19 protein-coding genes and 1 pseudogene are annotated in these 19,328 nt (G+C 53.1%); 11 read left to right on the top strand and 9 right to left on the bottom strand.

The window, feature by feature from the left end:
- The 5 genes from CWR52_RS22750 to ttcA all read left to right on the top strand — a co-directional run bounded on the left by CWR52_RS22750 (window position 1) and on the right by ttcA (window position 3,869).
- Complete coding sequence (locus tag CWR52_RS22750) at window positions 1-1,086, top strand: RecT family recombinase (protein ID WP_104950841.1); 1,086 nt, start codon at window positions 1-3, stop codon at window positions 1,084-1,086.
- 38 nt (window positions 1,087-1,124) lie between these two features.
- Window positions 1,125-1,367: a DUF4060 family protein gene (locus CWR52_RS22745; RefSeq protein WP_020882485.1), complete on the top strand. Its 243-nt coding sequence runs from the start codon at window positions 1,125-1,127 to the stop codon at window positions 1,365-1,367.
- Between the two features lie 64 nt (window positions 1,368-1,431).
- Window positions 1,432-1,644 carry an excisionase family protein gene (gene xisR, locus CWR52_RS22740; RefSeq protein WP_014884030.1) on the top strand — a complete coding sequence of 71 codons (213 nt, stop codon included), beginning with the start codon at window positions 1,432-1,434 and terminating at the stop codon, window positions 1,642-1,644.
- A 1-nt stretch (window position 1,645) separates the two neighbouring features.
- Window positions 1,646-2,884, top strand: a complete 1,239-nt coding sequence (locus CWR52_RS22735; RefSeq protein WP_104950840.1) for a site-specific integrase — start codon at window positions 1,646-1,648, stop codon at window positions 2,882-2,884.
- Window positions 2,885-2,933: 49 nt separating this feature from the next.
- Complete coding sequence (ttcA, locus tag CWR52_RS22730) at window positions 2,934-3,869, top strand: tRNA 2-thiocytidine(32) synthetase TtcA (RefSeq protein WP_048223561.1); 936 nt, start codon at window positions 2,934-2,936, stop codon at window positions 3,867-3,869.
- A gap of 42 nt (window positions 3,870-3,911) precedes the next feature.
- On the opposite strand, the gene dbpA is transcribed toward ttcA, so the two are convergent.
- The 4 genes from dbpA to CWR52_RS22710 all read right to left on the bottom strand — a co-directional run bounded on the left by dbpA (window position 3,912) and on the right by CWR52_RS22710 (window position 8,050).
- Window positions 3,912-5,285, bottom strand: a complete 1,374-nt coding sequence (gene dbpA, locus CWR52_RS22725; protein ID WP_104950839.1) for an ATP-dependent RNA helicase DbpA — start codon at window positions 5,283-5,285, stop codon at window positions 3,912-3,914.
- A 27-nt stretch (window positions 5,286-5,312) separates the two neighbouring features.
- Complete coding sequence (locus CWR52_RS23480) at window positions 5,313-5,477, bottom strand: hypothetical protein (RefSeq protein WP_348982986.1); 165 nt, start codon at window positions 5,475-5,477, stop codon at window positions 5,313-5,315.
- 291 nt (window positions 5,478-5,768) lie between these two features.
- The gene (gene zntB / locus CWR52_RS22715; RefSeq protein WP_023292275.1) at window positions 5,769-6,752 is read right to left on the bottom strand and encodes a zinc transporter ZntB; all 984 of its coding nucleotides are present in this window, start codon (window positions 6,750-6,752) and stop codon (window positions 5,769-5,771) included.
- Between the two features lie 155 nt (window positions 6,753-6,907).
- Window positions 6,908-8,050 carry a methyl-accepting chemotaxis protein gene (locus tag CWR52_RS22710; protein ID WP_104950837.1) on the bottom strand — a complete coding sequence of 381 codons (1,143 nt, stop codon included), beginning with the start codon at window positions 8,048-8,050 and terminating at the stop codon, window positions 6,908-6,910.
- Window positions 8,051-8,507: 457 nt separating this feature from the next.
- Between CWR52_RS22710 and CWR52_RS22705 the strand changes: the two genes are divergently transcribed.
- The 4 genes from CWR52_RS22705 (at window position 8,508) to CWR52_RS22690 (ending at window position 12,955) form a co-directional block, all read left to right on the top strand.
- Window positions 8,508-10,631, top strand: a complete 2,124-nt coding sequence (locus CWR52_RS22705) for a putative bifunctional diguanylate cyclase/phosphodiesterase (protein WP_104950836.1) — start codon at window positions 8,508-8,510, stop codon at window positions 10,629-10,631.
- A gap of 92 nt (window positions 10,632-10,723) precedes the next feature.
- Window positions 10,724-11,956 carry a sensor domain-containing diguanylate cyclase gene (locus tag CWR52_RS22700; protein WP_104950835.1) on the top strand — a complete coding sequence of 411 codons (1,233 nt, stop codon included), beginning with the start codon at window positions 10,724-10,726 and terminating at the stop codon, window positions 11,954-11,956.
- 74 nt (window positions 11,957-12,030) lie between these two features.
- Window positions 12,031-12,171, top strand: coding sequence for an Ecr family regulatory small membrane protein (locus tag CWR52_RS23160; protein ID WP_045909000.1), 141 nt, complete (start codon window positions 12,031-12,033; stop codon window positions 12,169-12,171).
- 217 nt (window positions 12,172-12,388) lie between these two features.
- Window positions 12,389-12,955, top strand: coding sequence for a DJ-1/PfpI family protein (locus CWR52_RS22690; RefSeq protein ID WP_080347316.1), 567 nt, complete (start codon window positions 12,389-12,391; stop codon window positions 12,953-12,955).
- Window positions 12,956-13,088: 133 nt separating this feature from the next.
- Here CWR52_RS22690 and CWR52_RS22685 read toward each other — a convergent pair whose 3' ends face one another.
- The 3 genes and pseudogenes from CWR52_RS22685 to CWR52_RS22675 all read right to left on the bottom strand — a co-directional run bounded on the left by CWR52_RS22685 (window position 13,089) and on the right by CWR52_RS22675 (window position 16,184).
- Complete coding sequence (locus tag CWR52_RS22685) at window positions 13,089-13,310, bottom strand: STAS domain-containing protein (RefSeq protein ID WP_104950834.1); 222 nt, start codon at window positions 13,308-13,310, stop codon at window positions 13,089-13,091.
- Window positions 13,311-13,399: 89 nt separating this feature from the next.
- Window positions 13,400-15,030: pseudogene (locus CWR52_RS22680) on the bottom strand (glycogen/starch/alpha-glucan phosphorylase); the annotation flags it as partial.
- Between the two features lie 392 nt (window positions 15,031-15,422).
- Entirely contained in the window at window positions 15,423-16,184 is a 762-nt protein-coding gene (locus CWR52_RS22675) for an SDR family NAD(P)-dependent oxidoreductase (RefSeq protein WP_104950833.1), read from the bottom strand.
- Window positions 16,185-16,242: 58 nt separating this feature from the next.
- Here CWR52_RS22675 and CWR52_RS22670 point away from each other — a divergent pair, with 58 nt between their 5' ends.
- Window positions 16,243-16,629, top strand: a complete 387-nt coding sequence (locus tag CWR52_RS22670; protein ID WP_104950832.1) for a VOC family protein — start codon at window positions 16,243-16,245, stop codon at window positions 16,627-16,629.
- Between the two features lie 2 nt (window positions 16,630-16,631).
- Here the strand turns inward: CWR52_RS22670 and CWR52_RS22665 are convergent, their stop codons facing one another.
- Window positions 16,632-17,684 (bottom strand): NADP-dependent oxidoreductase, encoded by a 1,053-nt coding sequence (locus CWR52_RS22665; protein WP_104950831.1) that lies wholly within the window; start codon window positions 17,682-17,684, stop codon window positions 16,632-16,634.
- An 88-nt stretch (window positions 17,685-17,772) separates the two neighbouring features.
- Between CWR52_RS22665 and CWR52_RS22660 the strand changes: the two genes are divergently transcribed.
- The gene (locus CWR52_RS22660) at window positions 17,773-18,315 is read left to right on the top strand and encodes a TetR/AcrR family transcriptional regulator (protein WP_104950830.1); all 543 of its coding nucleotides are present in this window, start codon (window positions 17,773-17,775) and stop codon (window positions 18,313-18,315) included.
- Window positions 18,316-18,484: 169 nt separating this feature from the next.
- Here the strand turns inward: CWR52_RS22660 and CWR52_RS22655 are convergent, their stop codons facing one another.
- Entirely contained in the window at window positions 18,485-19,321 is an 837-nt protein-coding gene (locus CWR52_RS22655) for an MBL fold metallo-hydrolase (RefSeq protein ID WP_104950829.1), read from the bottom strand.
- Between the last annotated feature and the right edge of the window lie 7 nt (window positions 19,322-19,328).

Below are 19,328 nucleotides of genomic sequence, written 5' to 3'. Positions count from 1 at the left end.
ATGCATAACACTAACGTTACCGTTACTGACCAGAACACCGTTATTAACTCGAACGTGGCTTTGTTTGATTCCCAGTATCTGAACGCCATCAGCACGTTCGCGCAGATCATGGCGCAGGGCACTGCTACCGTTCCTAAACACCTGCAGGGCAACCAGGCCGACTGCATGGCTGTAGCGATGCAAGCGGCACAGTGGCAGATGAATCCCTTTGCCGTGGCGCAGAAGACGCACCTGATTAACGGTGTGCTCGGGTATGAAGCGCAGCTGGTTAATGCCGTCATTTCACGCAGCGGCGTGCTGGCCAGCCGGTTTGAATATGAATGGTACGGACCATGGGAAAAGGTTGTTGGGAAATTCCATATCCGTAAAGGCGACAAAGGCGAGTACCGCGTCCCGGGCTGGACCCTGGCTGACGAAGCCGGGATCGGCATTATTATCCGCGCAACCCTGAAAGGTGAAGATCAGCCAAGGGAACTCGATTTGCTGCTGGCTCAGGCTCGAACCCGAAACTCTACCCTGTGGGCTGACGACCCACGACAGCAGCTGGCATATCTGGCTGTCAAACGCTGGGCCAGACTGTTCTGCCCGGATGTGATTCTGGGCGTTTACACCCCGGATGAGCTCGATGATCGTCGTGAAGAACGAGAGGTAAACCCGGCACCGGCTCAGCACGTTAGCCTTGCAGACATTTCAGGTGACAACGTCACTACGACTCAAACGGCTCAGGAATCAGCTCAAAACATCGATGCACTTGCTGATGATTTCCGTGATCGCATCGAGGCGGCTCAGGATGTGGATAGCGCTAAAGCTCTGCGCGCAGATATTGAAACAGTCAAAGTAACGCTGGGTTCTGCCCTGTTCACTGAACTGAAGAACAAAGCTGTGAAGCGTTATTACCTGGTGGACGCACGCAACAAGGTGGAAGCGGCAATCAACTCCCTGCCATCTCCAGATGAACCCGGTGCAGCTGCGCGGTTCGCAGAGGTAGAGCGCGTTCTTGCATCGTCGAAACGCCATCTGGGCGACGAACTGCATGGTCAGTTCAGCATCACCCTGGCGGATATGAAACCGGAATACGTGGACTAACGAGATCGGGAGGGGAAACCCTCCCTCAAGGAGAAGAAATGCGACTGATTAATCGAGGCAGTAAGCAATCCCCTTTGGCTCGCCAGGCATGTGAAATCGCACTCGCAGCCCACCAGCAAAGATACGGTGACTATGGGCGCAGCAAGATGAAAGAGACTTATACGGTGAGAGTGGAAGGCGTGAAGGTCTGGGTTGAAGTGGTCAACTGCAAGGCAAGCTACGTGGCCACAGCAATGACCGGCATGCGCCGACTGCGTTCCCTGCCCGGCCAGGCAAACTGAAACTGAAATATCAACGACTACAGACCGGCATATCTATACTCATGCCGGTTACCTGAGGTGAACCATGTCGCAGGTAATTTTTAACGAAGAATGGGTTGTTGGCGCAAGGCTCACAGAAAAAACAGGCCTGACCGAACGACAGATTGAGAAGTATCGCCAGGGCTGTTGGGTGGAAGGTGTCCATTTTAAACGAGTATCTCCTTCTGGAGAAAAAACCTTGCGTGGCACAACTTGGTATAACTATCCGAGAATTAATCAGTTAATAAGGGATGCGTAAGATGTCAGCTTTGCCTACGGGTGTCGAAATCAGAAACAATAAGATTTGTATCTGGTTTATGTACCGGGGAAAGCGTTGCCGAGAAATTCTAAAAGGTTGGATCAACACCCCGGCGAACATCAAAAAAGCCGGGAATCTTCGGGCTGTGATCGTTAGTGAGATCAACCTTGGAGAGTTTGATTACCACCAGCGCTTTCCTTCATCGTCCAGAGCAAAAAAAACCGTAACCACTGTTTCAGTTCAAACCTTTTCAGAGCTGTGTGAACTGTGGACGAGCATTAAAGAAACCGAAATTAGCGCGAATACCATGCGTAAGACGCGCTCACAACTCGGTACGTTAATGCACATCATTAACGGAGATACGCCTGTTTCAACTATACGCCACAGCGACATTCTGAAATACAGAAAGGAGCTGTTGAACGGTGAGACACTTTACCTGGCAAATCCCAGAAGTAACAAACAGGGACGCACTGTGCTTACCGTGAACAATTATATATCGCTTCTGTGCTCCCTTCTTCGGTTTGCACACAAATCTGGCTTTATCAGTGGCAAACCCTTTGAAGGGATCAAGAAACTACACAAAGGGAAAGTAAAACCGGATCCTTTAACGAAGCAGGAGTTTAGTTTGCTTGCGGAATCCGAGCGTGGCCAAAGCCTCAATATGTGGACGTTCGCAGTTTATACTGGTGTCCGTCATGGAGAGCTTGCAGCTCTTGCCTGGGAAGATATCGACTGGGAAAAAGGTACGGCTCATATACAGCGCAACCTTAATGCGCTAGGAATGTTCGTCCCACCAAAAACCGATGCAGGTGATCGAGTTATCACGCTATTAGAGCCAGCACTAGAGGCCTTGAAGGCACAGCGTACGCTGACTTCGTTACAGCCCAAAACCGAGATTGTTTTCCATCACCGCGAGTATGGTGCGATGGAATATCAAAACCTGCGATTTGTTTTCATGCCCAGGATGCGCAAGGGCAAACAGAAAGCCTACTACTCTTTATCGAGTATCGGCTCCAGATTTAACGCAGCTGTAAAACGTGCTGGTATTCGCCGCCGGAATCCGTACCATACGCGGCATACTTTTGCCTGCTGGCTTTTATCTGCCGGCGCTAACCCGTCTTTCATAGCCAGCCAGATGGGGCATGAAAACGCGCAAATGGTTTATGAAGTCTACGGTGCGTGGATTGAAGAAATGAATGGCGAACAGGTGCTTATGCTTAACGATAAGCTGGCACGCTGAAAAATTTTTGCCCCTATTATGCCCCTACTGGCTCCGAAGGTAGTAATAAATGCAAGAAAATCAATCAAATACAAAGAAAGAGCAATACAATCTTAACAAACTGCAAAAGCGACTGCGCCGTAACGTGGGCGAAGCCATTGCAGATTTCAATATGATTGAAGAAGGCGACCGCATCATGGTTTGCCTGTCAGGGGGTAAAGACAGCTATACCATGCTGGAGATCCTGCGTAATCTTCAGCAAAGTGCGCCGGTGAAATTTTCTCTGGTGGCGGTCAACCTTGACCAGAAACAGCCGGGCTTCCCGGAACATATTCTGCCGGAATACCTCGAGAAGCTGGGCGTTGAGTACAAAATCGTCGAAGAAAATACCTACGGTATTGTGAAAGAGAAGATCCCGGAAGGGAAAACCACCTGCTCTCTGTGCTCTCGTCTGCGCCGCGGCATTCTGTATCGTACCGCGACGGAGCTGGGCGCAACCAAAATTGCCCTGGGCCATCACCGCGACGATATTCTGCAAACGCTGTTCCTCAACATGTTCTACGGCGGCAAGATGAAAGGCATGCCGCCTAAGCTGATGAGTGATGACGGCAAACACATTGTGATCCGCCCGCTTGCCTACTGCCGTGAAAAAGACATTGAGCGTTTCTCTCAGGCGAAAGGGTTCCCGATCATTCCATGTAACCTCTGCGGCTCTCAGCCGAACCTGCAGCGTCAGGTGATTGGCGACATGCTGCGCGACTGGGATAAGCGCTATCCGGGTCGTATCGAAACCATGTTCAGTGCCATGCAGAACGTCGTCCCTTCCCATCTCGCGGATGTGGAGTTGTTCGACTTTAAAGGCATCAACCATGACTCAGACGTGGTGAATGGCGGCGATCTGGCGTTTGACCGGGAAGAGATCCCGATGCAGCCAGCAGGCTGGCAGCCGGAAGATGATGACAATCAGTTTGAAGAGTTGCGTCTGAACGTGCTTGAAGTGAAGTAAGCGATTAGCGTCTCAGAAACACCTTCTGAGACGCTTGATTCTTTATTTCAGCAGACGTACGCGGCAGGTTTTACCCTTAATTTTCCCATTTTGCAGCTGCTTCCATGCCTTATGGGCAACCGCCTGGCGAACCGCGACGTAGACATGCGCCGGATGGACAGCAATCTTACCGATATCGGCCCCGTCCAGACCCACATCCCCGGTCAACGCCCCTAATACGTCACCAGGACGCATCTTGGCTTTTTTACCGCCATCAATGCACAGGGTCGCCATTTCGGCCTCCAGCGGCACAAGGCTGACGCCGGCTGGGGGATTCATCCAGTTCAGCTTAATCTGCAGCATCTCAGAGAGAATATTGGCGCGCTGCGCCTCTTCAGGTGCGCAGAAGCTGATCGCCAGACCGCTGTTTCCTGCGCGCGCGGTACGACCGATACGGTGCACGTGTACTTCCGGATCCCATGCCAGCTCAAAGTTCACCACCAGCTCAAGCGATTTAATATCCAGACCGCGCGCAGCAACGTCGGTCGCAACCAGCACGCGGGCGCTGCCGTTCGCGAAACGGACCAGCGTCTGATCGCGATCGCGCTGTTCCAGATCGCCATGCAGCGACAGCGCGCTCTGCCCGGCGGCATTCAGGGCATCACAAACCGACTGACAGTCTTTTTTGGTATTACAGAACACCACGCAGGAGGCAGGCTGATGCTGGCTCAGCAATTTCTGCAGGAGCGGTATCTTCCCCTGCTGCGAGGTTTCAAAGAACTGCTGTTCGATCGCAGGCAGCGCATCTACGCTGTCAATTTCAATGGTAAGCGGATTTTTCTGCACGCGGCCGCTGATGGCGGCAATGGCTTCCGGCCAGGTTGCGGAGAACAGCAGCGTCTGGCGATCGGCCGGTGCGAAACAGATCACTTCGTCAATGGCCTCGCTGAAGCCCATATCCAGCATCCGATCGGCCTCATCCATCACCAGCGTTTGTAGCGCATCCAGCGAGACCGTGCCTTTTTGCAGGTGATCGAGCAGACGGCCAGGCGTCGCGACAATAATGTGCGGGGCATGCTGGAGTGAATCGCGCTGGGCGCCGAACGGCTGCCCGCCGCAGAGGGTTAAGATCTTGGTATTGGGCAGGAAACGCGCCAGGCGACGCAATTCACCTGCGACCTGGTCTGCCAGTTCGCGGGTCGGACACAGCACCAGAGACTGGGTCTGAAAAAGCGCCGCATCGATATGCTTCAACAGGCCAAGGCCAAATGCCGCCGTTTTTCCACTGCCCGTTTTCGCCTGCACGCGCACGTCACGGCCCTCGAGAATGGCAGGTAAGGCGGCCGCCTGAACAGGCGTCATCGTGAGGTATCCCAACTCGTTGAGGTTATCGAGTTGGGCGGCGGGCAGAATATTCAGGGTAGAAAAAGCGGTCACTGTAGTCTCTCGTGGTGATCTTTGCAGTCAGATGGCGCGTATCCTCGCAGATCTCGCGGTTCGATGCGACAATTTAATCGGTTCTTCATCGGGCGGCGGGTCCGGCATCGGCTGCGGACGCGGGATGGGATCGGGCATGGGTACCGGATCGCTGGGGACAGGATCGGACTGACGCGATTGTGGCAGTAGCAGAGCGTTAAGGATGCTCATCATTCCCTCCAGAATTTGCTGTCGTCCCTTTTAGGGTAGACGCTGAGAATCAGGAGGCAAAAAAAAGCCGACTATGAAGTCGGCGTCGTACGAATCAATTGTGCTATGCAGTAATTCAAAAAAGGAAGTAAGACAATATGGAGCGCAACGCCCATCGCTTGACGTTGCATTCACCTGCGGGAGTAATATTGCACCTTACGGGGTAGATGTTTATTGACTTCGCTCAATTAAAAGAGCGTTTTAATCCCGGAAAAAGACGAAAAAAGCGTAAATTTACAGCCATTTACTACGATGCAACCACCATGCAACACCCCCAATCAAAACAACTAACATCACGCAAAACGCCGTAAAGCCGTAGCGATAAGCGCCCCCGGGAATTCCCCCCAGATTGACGCCAAACAGCCCGGTCAGAAACGTGCTGGGTAAAAACACCATCGCCATCAGAGACATCGTATAGGTTCTTCGCGCCAGCGACTCCTGCATAACCTGTGCGATTTCGTCCGCCATCACCGCCGTTCTGGCAATACAGGAATCAATTTCATCCAGCCCGCGGCCCAGCCTGTCGGCAATATCCTGCATTCTGCGTCGATGGTCGTCGTTCATCCAGGCGAGCCTTTCGCTGGCCAGCCGCGCATACACGTCGCGCTGCGGTGTCATGTAGCGGCGCATCACAATCAACTGCTTACGCAACAAGGCCAGAAAACCGCGCGGCGGGATCTGCTGATCGAGCAGGTTATCTTCCAGGTCGATGATTTTGTCGTGCAGTTCTTCGATAAACTCACTGGCGTGATCGGTAAGCGCGTCACAGACGTCCACCAGCCAGCTGCCGCAGTCGATCGGTCCGGTGCCCTCTTTCAGATCGTTGACGATGTCATCCAACGCCAGGACTTTACGCTGTCGGGTGGAGACAATCAGCCCATCGTCCATATAGACCCGCATCGCCACCAGCTGATCCGGACGTTCATCCGTGCTGCCGTTAATGCAGCGCAGGGTAATCAGCGTCCCGTCCCCCATTCGGCTCACGCGGGGCCGCAGGCTTTCGCCCGCCAGCGCATCGCGCACGTTGTTAGGCAAGAGCGGGGTCGACGCCAGCCAGTCAGCGCTGTCCGGGTGGGTGTAGTTCAGATGTAGCCAGCAGGGATGCGCGCTGTCGATCACATCATTGTCTTCCAGCGGCCGGGCACCGCCGCGACCGTCCAGCACCCACGCAAAAACTGCGTCAGGAACGTTAAGTTCAGATCCTTTAATGCTTTCCACAGCACCTCCGCCTTTTTAACTCTTTCGGTGTCAGTCTAGCTTTCATGAGGGGTTAAGCAACAACTATGTATGCCATCGCGCTGAAATCGCTCGGGAATTGAGTTGGGTGGGCAGATGTATGAAAAAAGCCTGGCATGCCAGGCTTCGTATCGCTTTCAGAGAGAGTGCTCTGGCTGCTGGAGGAAGGAGGGTGAGCCGGTCGGTAATGGGGACGAAGACCCGTGATCCAGTCTGAAATTCCGCGTGCGGGCCTGGAGTTCAATCACCTGATTGCGCAGTACATCCGAGGAGCCGTTGAGTTCCTCCGCCATCGCCACGTTGCTTTGCGTGACCCGCTCCAGCTCCGATAGCGCCAGCGTGATCTGGGAAATACCTTTCTCCTGCTCAGAGGTCGACGCGGAAATTTCATCCATCAAGCGGCTGACGTTCCCCGACCCCGTCACGATTTCATGCATATTCTTCTCTGCCTGCGAAACAACGGTAGCGCCCTGCGTGACGTTACTGCTGGTGACTTCAATCAGCGCTTTGATATTCTTCGCGGCCTCTGCGCTGCGGTGTGCCAGGTTTCTGACCTCTTCCGCAACGACAGAAAAGCCTTTTCCGTGGTCGCCTGCCCTTGCCGCCTCAACGGCCGCGTTGAGCGCCAGAATATTGGTCTGGAACGCAATGCCGTCAATCAATGAAATAATCTCCGTCATCTGCTGGGCGCATTCGGTAATGGACTGCATATTGTTGGCGACCTGCCCCATCAGCTCCCCGCCCTTGCGCGCCTGCAGCGTCGCCACATTCGCCTGTTCGCTCGCCAGGCGGGTGTTATCGGCATTGTTTTTGGTGCTCGCCGCCATTTGCTCCATGCTGGCTGCGGTTTGCACTAAAGACGCAGACTGCTGTTCGGTTTTCACCGAGAGCTGAGCGCTACGGGCCGAGAGCTGATCCGATAAGGTCATGGCGGTTTGCGACGACGCCCTGATCTCGCGCACCAGCGTCGCAATGTTACCGGACAGGCTATTGATCCCAGGAATAAGTCGACCCGCGCAGTTATTGCCAAACTCCGGGATAGAAACCCCAAGGTTGCCTGCTGTCACCTCTTCAATACTTCTCTTTACCGTATTGATCGGCGTCACAAGATAGCGGGTCATATAGACCCAAAGCAAAAATAGCGCAACGAAATTGATAACGTTAAGGGAAATAAAGAGAGAGGACTTGCTGGAAATTAGAACAACGACACCTGCGTTTACCAAAAATAGCGATAAAAGGAACCCGATAATAAAGGTCCTGACACTAATATTTCTTAGCATGATGATACCCACGTTTTATATTTTGGTCGGCATCTAGACTTATAGCATTGGCTCAGACGTTTTTCCTCGCAAACTTCACGGGATTGTTTTTTCGCCGTTAGCAACCTTGGATTTAGCTTAAGTCAGATAAAAAGAGCGTATTAGTGAAAATGTTCTTCGCAGCGTGCTGTGATACTGGTCTGCCGCCACGTTAAGCGATACCATCCGCTGCGGCGCACTGATACAATCGCCGTTATATTTAAGGAGCTTTGCTACTTTTATTCGCTCTTGTTTAGCAATGCTTAATACGTTAACAATGAGAATATATTTTATATTCTTAATACGTTTTAGAGTATTAATATGACTGGTCATTTTACACGATAAAAAACTAATATTGTTTGAATGCGCATGTTCGTTGCCAGATAAAGATGTGCCCGGCAGGCGAAATCGGTAACCCTCTCAGGCGTGGGATTGCATAATGCTCAATATATCGTGGGACCCTGTGTTAATCGCTATCTCTTATCTGGTAGCGTTTATCGCCTCCTTTGTGGCGCTGGACAGTGCCGGAAAGATCCCCCTTTCCAGCCGAAAGGCTGCCCTGTTCTGGCGTATGGCCGGCGGCATCTCGCTCGGCATAGGCATCTGGTCGATGCACTTTATCGGCATGCTGTCGATGCAAATGCCCATGATGATGCGCTATGACCTCTGGTTAACACTTGCATCGCTGGGCGTCGCGGTTATTGCGTCGACCACGGCCCTTGATATTGCCGTCGCGGGAAAAAAACGGTCTCTCTTTCGCCCCATCGTTGCCACCGCAATCCTGAGCGCAGGCGTGGTATCCATGCACTATATCGGTATGGCGGCCCTGATGCTGGATGGCAGCATCATCTGGGATCGCCGTATTGTGGGGTTGTCCGTGGTCATTGCCGTGGTGGCTTCCGGCACTGCGCTGTGGCTGGCTTTCCGCCTGCGAGACAAAGGGGTTTTTATTGAGCGCCTTCTCGCGGCCCTGGTCATGGCCGCCGCCATTTGTGCGATGCACTATACCGGCATGAGTGCCGCGCATTACCCGGAAATGTCGCATACCCTTCCCGGTGGGATCGGCGAGCTCGGGTTATCCATCTGGGTTTCGGTCACCACGCTCTGCCTGCTTGGCGTGATGTTAATTATTTCCCTTGTCGACTCTCACCGGCGTACCGGCCGGCTGACGGACAATCTGCGGCAGCTCAATCGGCAGCTTGAGCTGCAGGCGCGCTTTGATGCGCTCACCGGACTCGCGAATCGCCATCAGATGGACATCCGCATGCAGGACTGCCTGCGCAGCGCGTTGCTGAGTAACAGGCAATTTGCCGTCATTTTCCTGAACGTCGATCATTTCAAACGCGTCAACGATACCTGGGGTCACAGCGTCGGCGATGAGTTATTGATCACCGTTGCACAGCGCATCACTTCCCGTCTCACGCGTGAGATGACTCTGGCAAGGCTGGGAGGTGACGCCTTTATCCTGCTGGTACCGGAATGTGACGACGACAAACTCAACGCCCTGCTCGCGTCGTTGCTCGAGGATGTGCGACGTCCTCTTTCGATCTGTGGTCATACGCTAAGCACGACAATCAGTGCGGGCGTTAGCCTCTATCCTCAGGATGGCGAAACGCTGCATGAGCTAAAGCTCAAGGCGGATGCAGCCCTGCATCACGTCAAAGACGACGGCCGGAACGGCTGGGCGCACTACCGATCCGAGATGTCGACAGCAATCCCGGCAAAACCCGGTTTTCTGCAGGAACTCTCTCAGGCGCTTGAGCGCGATCAGTTTGAACTGTGGTACCAGCCAACCTGGTATGCACAAGAGAAGACTATCCATGGTTTTGAAGCCCTGCTGCGCTGGCGGCACCCTGAGCAAGGCGTTGTTCTGCCGGGCCTGTTTATCCCCTCGCTGGAACAAACCGGCTTAATTATTCCGGTGGGCAACTGGGCCATTGAAGCGGCATGTCGACAACTGCATTTCTGGACTGAACAAGGGTTCAGCCAGTGGACGCTGTCGCTCAACCTGTCCCCCGTCCAGTTCGAACAGCCGGACATTTTCCACATCATATCGTCGATGCTGGAAAAATATAGCTTGTCCCCGTCCAGGCTGATCATTGAGGTTACGGAAAGCACCGCGCTGAAAAATCTCGACCGCAGCATTGAGTTACTCAACGCGTTTAATCATGCGGGGATCACCGTCTCGATTGATGATTTCGGTACGGGCTACTCGAACCTGCTGATGCTGAGCGTGCTGCCGGCAAAAGAGCTCAAGATCGACAAAAGCTTTGTGACGTCGATGCTGGAAAATGAAAAAAGCTACAAGCTGGTTGAAACCATCATGAGTATCGCCCGAACCATGGAGATGAACGTGGTGGCTGAAGGGATTGAAACGCAAGAGCAGCAGGAGGTTCTCACCCGTCTCGGCTGCGACTACCTGCAGGGTTATCTTTTCTCCCGTCCCTTACCTGCCGAACAGGTGCCGTGGCTGCTTCTGCAGATAAACTCCGACAGGCAAATTATACCCATTAATAAAATTCAAACGGACCCCGCATTTATTTCGCAAAAAAACCATGCCTGACGGGGTTGAGTAGAGTATGTTTCAAAGCAGTAGACACTCCTCACGTCTGTCATCATTGTCAGGCGCATTGAGCCGATGAACAGGAAATGCCTATGTCGCAAAACGGTTTTGAAGCGCTGAACGTCATTAAAACACCCGTGTGGCTGATTTCCCCCGCTTCGGAAGCGATCGTTTTTGCGAATGTGACCGCAACGCAGCTTATGGGAGAGAAGACGCTGGACCAGCTGCGTAAAGGCCTCTATTCCGCGAATGCACAGCACCTCCTGTCGATGTATGTACCTGAACTGAAAACCGGGCAGGAGATCGTCGAAATCTGGACAATAAGCCGGGATGGACAGGATACGCCGCTAAGCTGTCGTCTCTCGCTTGCCCATTATGCCCCCTGGGGAGATGTGATTGTTTTCGAGGGCATCGCCCAGCACATTCTCTCTGGGCTAAAGGCCAGCCGCTCCGCAACCTACCGGCGAAAAAAACAGGGGTTTTACGCCCGTTTTTTTCAGACCAACAGCGCGCCGATGCTGTTAATCGATCCGGCCCGCGATGGCCAGATTGTTGATGCTAACCTGGCCGCGCTCAATTTTTATGGTTACTCACATGATGACATGTGCAGTAAACATACCTGGGAAATCAATACTCTCGGGCGAGACGTCTTGCCCATTATGACTGCGATTGCCGCGCTGCCCGGCGGCCATAAGCCGCTCAACTTTGTTCACCGCCTTGCCGATGGCTCTACCCGCCACGTTCAGACGTATGCCGGCCCCATTGAGATCTACGGTGACAAGCTGATGCTGTGCATCATCCACGATATCACCGAGCAAAAAAGACTGGAGCAAGAGCTGGAACATGCCGCGTTACGTGACTCCATGACCGGGCTACTCAACCGGCGGCAATTCTATGCCATTACCGATCAAAACAACCTCAATTATCTTCCCGCGCAACAGCAATTTAGCCTGCTGCTGGTGGATACCGACCATTTCAAAAATATTAACGATCTGTTCGGTCATCTGAAAGGCGATGAGGTGCTAATCGCCCTCTCGCGAACGCTCGAAGCCTGTAGTCGGGAGGGCGACATGGTGTTCCGCTGGGGTGGCGAAGAGTTCGTAATTCTGCTGCCGCGCACTTCTCTCGACATCGCGTTGCAGATTGCCGAGTCGATCCGTGCAGCCGTAGCCCGCATTACGATCCCGGGCTTACCGCGGTTTACCGTTAGCATTGGCGTGGCGCGACATAACCAGGGCGAGACGATTGATGAGCTGTTTAAACGGGTAGACGACGCGCTGTATCGCGCTAAAAATGACGGACGCAATAAAGTCCTTGCTGCATGAAACTGGAGTATACGGGAAAGCCCCGCTACAATGCCTGCCTCGACTCAATTAACTTCAGGTGGGTGAAATCTGCAATGGGAAAAACAGAAATAATACTCACCTTAATTATTTTGCTCCTTATTATATTTGGCTTATGGTTTATTTTTAGCGGTGAGATCTGGTATCTCGTCGAATTTCTCGAAAATAGTCTTTATCCGACCTTCGATGCACCATAACGCACGTTTAATATCTTGTTTCACCTACCGAATTTGTCAGGTATCTGCAATCCTGACAGCCGCGTAAGATACGCGCCGTTATCCTCCAACTACGTTGATAACGAATCACTTATTCATTTGCTTATGTTGCCCGTGCTCTGACGGGCTTTTTTATTTCAGGCATTTCAGCCACGCCAGGCTATATCTTAATCATCTTTTATGACAAGGGAGAGGAATGATGAGCAAGAAGATCCTGATGCTGGTGGGCGATTATGCCGAAGATTACGAAACCATGGTGCCTTTTCAGGCTTTGCAGATGATTGGCCATCAGGTGGATGCAGTCTGCCCCGACAAACCAAAAGGCGACTACATCATGACGGCAATCCATGATTTCGACGGCGCCCAGACCTATAGCGAAAAACCCGGTCACCGCTTTACTCTCAACGCTGACTTTTCCGCCGTAAAGGAGCAGGACTACGACGCGCTGCTCATCCCCGGCGGCAGAGCGCCCGAGTATCTGCGGCTAAATGAGGATGTGTTAAAGCTGGTACAGGCATTTGACGCCGCGCGTAAGCCGATTGCTGCAGTGTGCCACGGCCCGCAGTTGCTCGCTGCCGCAGGTATCCTGAAAGGACGAACCTGTAGCGCCTACCCGGCCTGTGCACCTGAGGTACGCCTCGCGGGTGGACACTACGCCACGATCGGCATCGATCAGGCCCATGTCGACGGCAACCTGGTGACGGCTCCCGCCTGGCCCGCCCATCCGCAGTGGCTGGCGAAGTTTAGTGCGTTATTAGCACAATAGCGCGCCGGTTTTAGCCCGGGCGGATACCGCGCGGATGGAGCGGAGCCATGTTTTCAGGACTGACGCGAGAATGCGTCAGTTCTCGTTTTAACCGTTGGCACATCCCGCTTTCTCTCCGAAAAGCGCTGTGATATTAGCCCATCAACACCTGCAGGGCAGCCTGCCGATTGGCCTTAATAGAAAAAATACGATCCATCCTGGTCAGCTTAAAGAGATCGTGTGTATTTTTTTTATTACTTTTTTCAATCACCTCCAGCACCTGCTGCTTAAAGGTCTGCTCGACAGAAGCATCCAGCCTGCGAACCAGCGGAACGACAATCTGTACGTCATTTTCACTCTGTATTTCAAAGTTCATAATCACCCTCACACCAGGCGTAACGTGTTCCCGAATGAAAATCATAGTGCACCGACATCGCTCCCGGAAGGCAACCGGAAGCATGACCATCAGCAATTTATTCCCCAAATATCCCTTGCATAGCCCTGAATGGTTCTGTCACTCGAAAACTCTCCCATTCGGCTAATATTTAGTAACGCTTTTCGATGCCACTGGCGGGGATGTTCAAAATCCGCCATTGCCTGACGTTGGGTTTGACTGTAGCTATCAAAATCCAGCAGATGACAATAATGATCGGCTGTTGTCAACATATGGTGTAGCGGTGCAAAAATTTCACGATCGGCGGTAAATTCGCCAGAAATAAGCGTATCCACTATACGCATCATTCGAGGATCGCTCTGGCGATAGAAACGATTATTATCGCCATTAGAACGCATTTCATTGATTTCTTCAGCCGTCGCGCCGAAAAGATAGAAGTTTTCTGCCCCAACAGCATCAAGAATTTCAATGTTGGCACCATCATACGTACCCATTGTTAACGCACCATTCAGCGCGAACTTCATATTACTGGTTCCCGATGCCTCCGTACCTGATGTGGATATTTGTTCAGACTAATGCCGCGGACATGATCGATCACCCCCGTATCATCCGCATGTTTCTCCAGCTGTCGAAGCATATGTAAATCCGTCGGCCATCGGGTACCCAATTGCTGATTCAGAAACGCGGCAAGATTTGGGTTAGCCTGCTGCAACCATCTGCGCGGTGTTATGCCGTTGGTCTGATTAATGAATTTATCTGGCGTAATAAAATAAAAATCGGGAACCAGGTGCGTTTTGATAAGCTCGGAATGGAGCATTGCCACCCCATTAACACAGTGACTTCCGACGATGGCCAGATTTGCCATCCTGATACTTTTCTCGTTGTCCCCCGAAAACAGTGACAAGGAGGCCAATAAGTGCGGTTTGTCTGGCCATCGGGAGGCGACATCCGCAAGAAAACGGTGGTTAATCTCAAAAATAATCTGCAAGTGTCGCGGCAACAGTTTTTCGAACAACGCCACTGGCCAGGTCTCCAGAGCCTCAGGCATCAACGTATGGTTGGTGTATGCACAGGTTCTTTGGGTGATATCCCAGGCCTGGTGACAGGGAAGGCTGTATTCGTCGACAAGTATTCGCATCAACTCGACAACAGCCAGCGCGGGATGCGTATCATTTAGCTGGATGGCGACATGCCGCGGCAGTAACGCAATGTCAGTTTCAATCTCAGCGTATTCGCGAAAAATATCTCGCAAGGTACATGCTACAAGAAAATACTCCTGCGTCAGTCGCAGCTCCTTGCCCGAGAGGATCTCATCAGAAGGATAGAGTATTTTTGAAATATTCTCGGAGGCGATTTTCTCACTGACCGCTTTGATGTAATCGCCATGGTTGAAAATATGAATATCAAAAGAGTTAGAGGCTACGGCACTGTATAAACGAAGCTTATTCGTGGTGCTACCTCTGTATCCAGAAATGAAATAGTCATTTGGGATACCAACGATGGTATTCCACCCCAACCACATTGGATTATAATTTCCGTCAGCATCATCTGCATGCTCGATATATCCACCAATTGGGATCAGCATTGCCTGGCTATGGTGTTCAACCAGCCAGGGGGAATGCATGGAATGCCAGTCGTCCGGATGTTCGATTTGCTGACCATTCTGAAAAGACTGCCTGAATAAACCATATTCGTATTCAAGATATTATTTTGTTCAAGTGTAGACGGCGATATTCAACTCATGCAATTTTTACCCACCATTGCGTATGGTGTTGTTTTTGCATCGCCTGAGAAATATCAGCAGTGAGTATCGTCAGGAAAGTGCGACTTTCTGCTGTGGCGGGAGAGAATCAGAAGGAACAACTGGCGCTAAACTCCGCGCCAGTTCTGGATTTTGTAGCCGCGAACCCCTGGGCGTCCGTGCTTGGTTATGTACTCACCCTGTAACAGCATGTCTGATAATGACTTTTTCTTATCCGTCAAAACCAGTACCGTCATTTTGACCGTCTGTGAAAAAGTTTTCTGTTTTATGATCCAGTAGCGTTTTTATCAGCATGATGAATGCCTTTTATTTTTACCGTATTCCGGGCAAGCTTAAATACGCATCCCTCCCGAAACTTCAATACGCTGAGCATTGACCCAACGATTTTCATCAGAAAGCAATGCAGCGATCATCGGGCCGATATCGTCCGGCTGACCGGGGCGGCCCAGTGCCGTCATGCCAGAAATGGCCTTCGCCACGTCCGGGTTATCACGCACCACCCCGCCGCTGAAATCGGTGGCAATCGCGCCCGGCGCCACGCAGTTTACCGCAATACCACGGCTGCCTAATTCAAAAGCCATATATTTGGTCATGGTTTCCACAGCTGATTTCATGATCGCATAGGGGGCGCGATTGGCCATGATGATACGGGTAAGCCCGGAGGAAATATTGACGATCCGCCCGCCTTCCGCCATTAACGGTACCAGTTTCTGCGTAAGGAAGAAGACCCCTTTCACATGGATGTTATACAGCGCGTCGAATTCCGCCTCGGTGGCATTGAGAAAGCTCATGCCGCTGGAATTCCCCGCGTTATTCACCAGATAATGGAATTTATCCGCGCCGAGCGTCTTCAGCGCCGCCTTAAATTGTGCGATGAAGGCGTCGAAGGTGTCCGTTTCCCCGGCGCTGAGTTGCAGCGCAATCGCCGTCGCGCCGAGGGATTTTGCCCGTTCCACCACCTTGCTGGCTTCAGCGTCATTCTCTTTCCAGGTAAAGATGCTGTTAACGCCCCGACGAGCCAGCGCCTCTACTGTAGAACGTCCCAGCCCGCGACTGCCGCCGGTGACCAGTGCGATTGTTGCGTTATTGCTCATAGATATCTCCAGGGTTATTGCTGCTATTCTATTCAGAAGAAGAATAGATGGAGCCATGATGAAAATCCTGAATATACTCACCCGGCGTTGCATCATGATTGACAGATTTGAAGAGACGGTTTCATTTTATGAAAGCGTTATCGGTCAGAAAGCAAGGCTACGTTTCGACTATCCGCAGTACGATCTCAAACTGGCTCAGGTGGGTTCAGTGCTTTTAATTGGTGGAAGCGAGCAAAGCCTGGCCCCTTTCCGCGCCACCCACGCCACGTTTCTGGTCAGCGATATTGCCGCCTGGGAGCAAACGCTGCCGTTAATGGGGGCAACAATTATCAATCCTGTGAAAACTGTGCCCACCGGCTGGAACATGCTGGTTCGCCATCCTGACGGTATGATTACCGAATACGTGGAGCATCAAAGCAAAAACCCGGCGGATGAAATTTTCTGATTTTATTGTTCGGATATGGCTGACATCTCGTCATGGTCAACAACAGAAAGCACGATTTTCCCGCGAATATGACCCCGCGCTGCCCGCTCATGGGCCTGCTGCGCCTGCGTCAGCGGGAACGTGCTGTCGATGGCAACCTGAATCACGCCAGCATCAAGCAGGCTCGCAAGCTGAGCCAATTGCTCGCCACTTGAGCGCACCTGAGTGGTCGAAATGCTCACGCCCAGTTTTGCAGCCTCTTCGGCCCCGGAAAATCCCAGCGGGAAAATCGGAAACAGCGCGCCGCCGGGCCGCAGCGTGCGCAGGAAGCGCCCCGTTGTGGGGCCGCCAACGGCATCAATCACCAGATCGACGTTGCGCACAACCTCCTCAGCGGCGGTTTTCGTATAATCGATAAATTCATCCGCGCCCAGACCACGCAAAAACGCTTCGTGGCCGCCGGAACCCACCGCGATGACCTGAGCGCCCTGCCATTTCGCCAGCTGTACGGCAAAATGCCCCACGCCGCCCGCCGCACCGTTGATCAGCACCGTCTTCCCCGCCAGCGGTACCGGTTGATGGCGGTGAGGCTGAAGCGGGTTGGCGACATCATGCCCCTGCTCAATCATAAACTGCCATGCGGTGAGCAGTGACATAGGCGCACCGGCGGCATGAATGTGAGAGAGATGGCGTGGCTTACGCGCCGCCTCTGTAGCAGGCACGCTGACATACTCGGCATACGCCCGGCTACCGCCCGCCGCCCCTTGCGGAAAGCGCACCATCGCATACACTTCATCGCCAACGGCGAAACCCTGCACGTCATCAGCCACCGCCACAATCACGCCCGAAATATCCGTCCCCAGGATCAGCGGAAACGCGATTTCGGGCTGCCACTCCGGCGGCAGCATGCGGTAGCCATCACGCAGATACCCGTCAGGTGGATTCAGCCCGACGGCATGAACGCGAACCAACACCTCGCCCGGCTGCATTTCCGGCATCGGTGCCTCTTCATAGCGCAGCACCTCCGGCCCGCCAAGGTTATGTTGCAAAACGGCCTTCATTACGTTTATCGACATGACTTTCTCCTCGAGCGAAAATGCGTTACATTTAACGGAACACTGCTCCGAATATATGGAGCAGTGTTCCGCTTGTCAAGGAGACCGCATGCGCGCCGATGCCAGAAAAAATTACGATCACCTGATTACCGTCGCCCGCGATGTCTTTCGCGAGCAGGGAGCCGAAGCGTCGTTACGCGACATCGCCCGCCGCGCTGAAGTGGGGCTGGGGACGCTCTATCGCCACTTTCCCAGCCGTGAGGCATTGCTTGAAGTCCTGCTGCGTTCAGGCTTTGACACACTAACAGCGCACGCGAAAGCGCTGCTAACGGCTGACGACGCCGCCGACGCCTTAATTCAGTGGTTACAGGAAACCATTACCTTTACCCACGCTCATCGCGGCGTCATTACCCCGATGATGAGCGCCATTGACGCCCCCGATTCCGCTCTACATGCGTCATGCGTGACGCTGCGGGCGGCCGGAGCGACGCTCCTTGCCCGCGCACAGGCCGAGGGCAAGGCACGAGCCGATCTGGATGGCGCTGAGCTGTTTGATCTTATAGCCGCCCTCGCCTGGCTACGCGAGCAACCTTCACACGCTCCCCGCGCGGATCGTCTGTTACAGGTGATTACAGAGGCTATTTTGCGTTAATAAAGATCCCACGATGAAAGAGAACGGCCGCGAGGCGGTTGGCATGCAGGAAGACATCGCCGATCCGGCCAGCCTGCTGGACGACTTGCAGAAGATGGATTACGCGCCACTATTATCGCCCCGTTAGTTCCCCTACCCGGCTCCGCTGTTGTGGAGCGGGATGCAAACGCTATACGTCCGCCTCCTGCCAGCGAAAGTTCCCTTTCTCATCCGCCTCCAGCCAGCCGCACGAATGTCCGGCGAAATGAGAGCTAAACCACAGCGCATGGTGTTCCTCGCACCATGCCATCGACCGTCGCCGTGAGGCTTCCGCCTGCGCATGGTCGCCACAGAACACCGAGTTCCATTCCGGGTGGGTAAACTGCAAAGGCGAATGCACGATATCCCCGGCAAAAAAGGCATATTCGCTGGCGGAGGAAAGTATCAGTGATGCATGATCCGGGCTATGTCCGGGCGTTGGTGTATAGCTTATCCTGCCGCCAAACACGGGCTGCGCGGCGACATCCACCGTATCAAGCAAGCCTGCCCCGATAACCGGCAACAGGCTATCCAGCCACAGGTTGCGGTAGCGCTCGCTGTTTTGTACCCGAATCAGTTCTTTCTCAGAGCAGATATAGCGAGCATTAGGGAATAGCGGCACCCAGCGGCCATCCTGCCAGACCGTATTCCAGCCGACATGATCGGTGTGCAGATGGGTCAGCAATACCAGCGTCACCTCTTCCGGCTTAATGCCGGAGGCGAGAAAATTCTCCAGATAAGGCGTATTGAGCTGGTGATATAACGGATTATTGCCGCGATCGCGGTCGTTGCCGGTACCCGTATCAATCACAATGATATCGTCGGGGGTGCGCACGACCCAGCTATGGATTGACAGCGCAACTGGCTGGCGGGCCACTGCGGAATCTTTTGGCCGGAGAGAGTCAGGGTACAAGTCTGCCGCCGGAAGCTGAATTTCACGTTCCGACACTTTAAAAATAACGCTGTCACCTATCTGATAATGTTGCATACCGCCT

The sequence above is a fragment of the Enterobacter sp. SGAir0187 genome (genome assembly GCF_002952735.2).
Taxonomy (GTDB): Bacteria; Pseudomonadota; Gammaproteobacteria; order Enterobacterales; family Enterobacteriaceae; genus Enterobacter; species Enterobacter quasiroggenkampii.
Note: the sequence above shows the minus strand (reverse complement) of the source record. Positions and strands in the feature narration are given on the sequence as shown.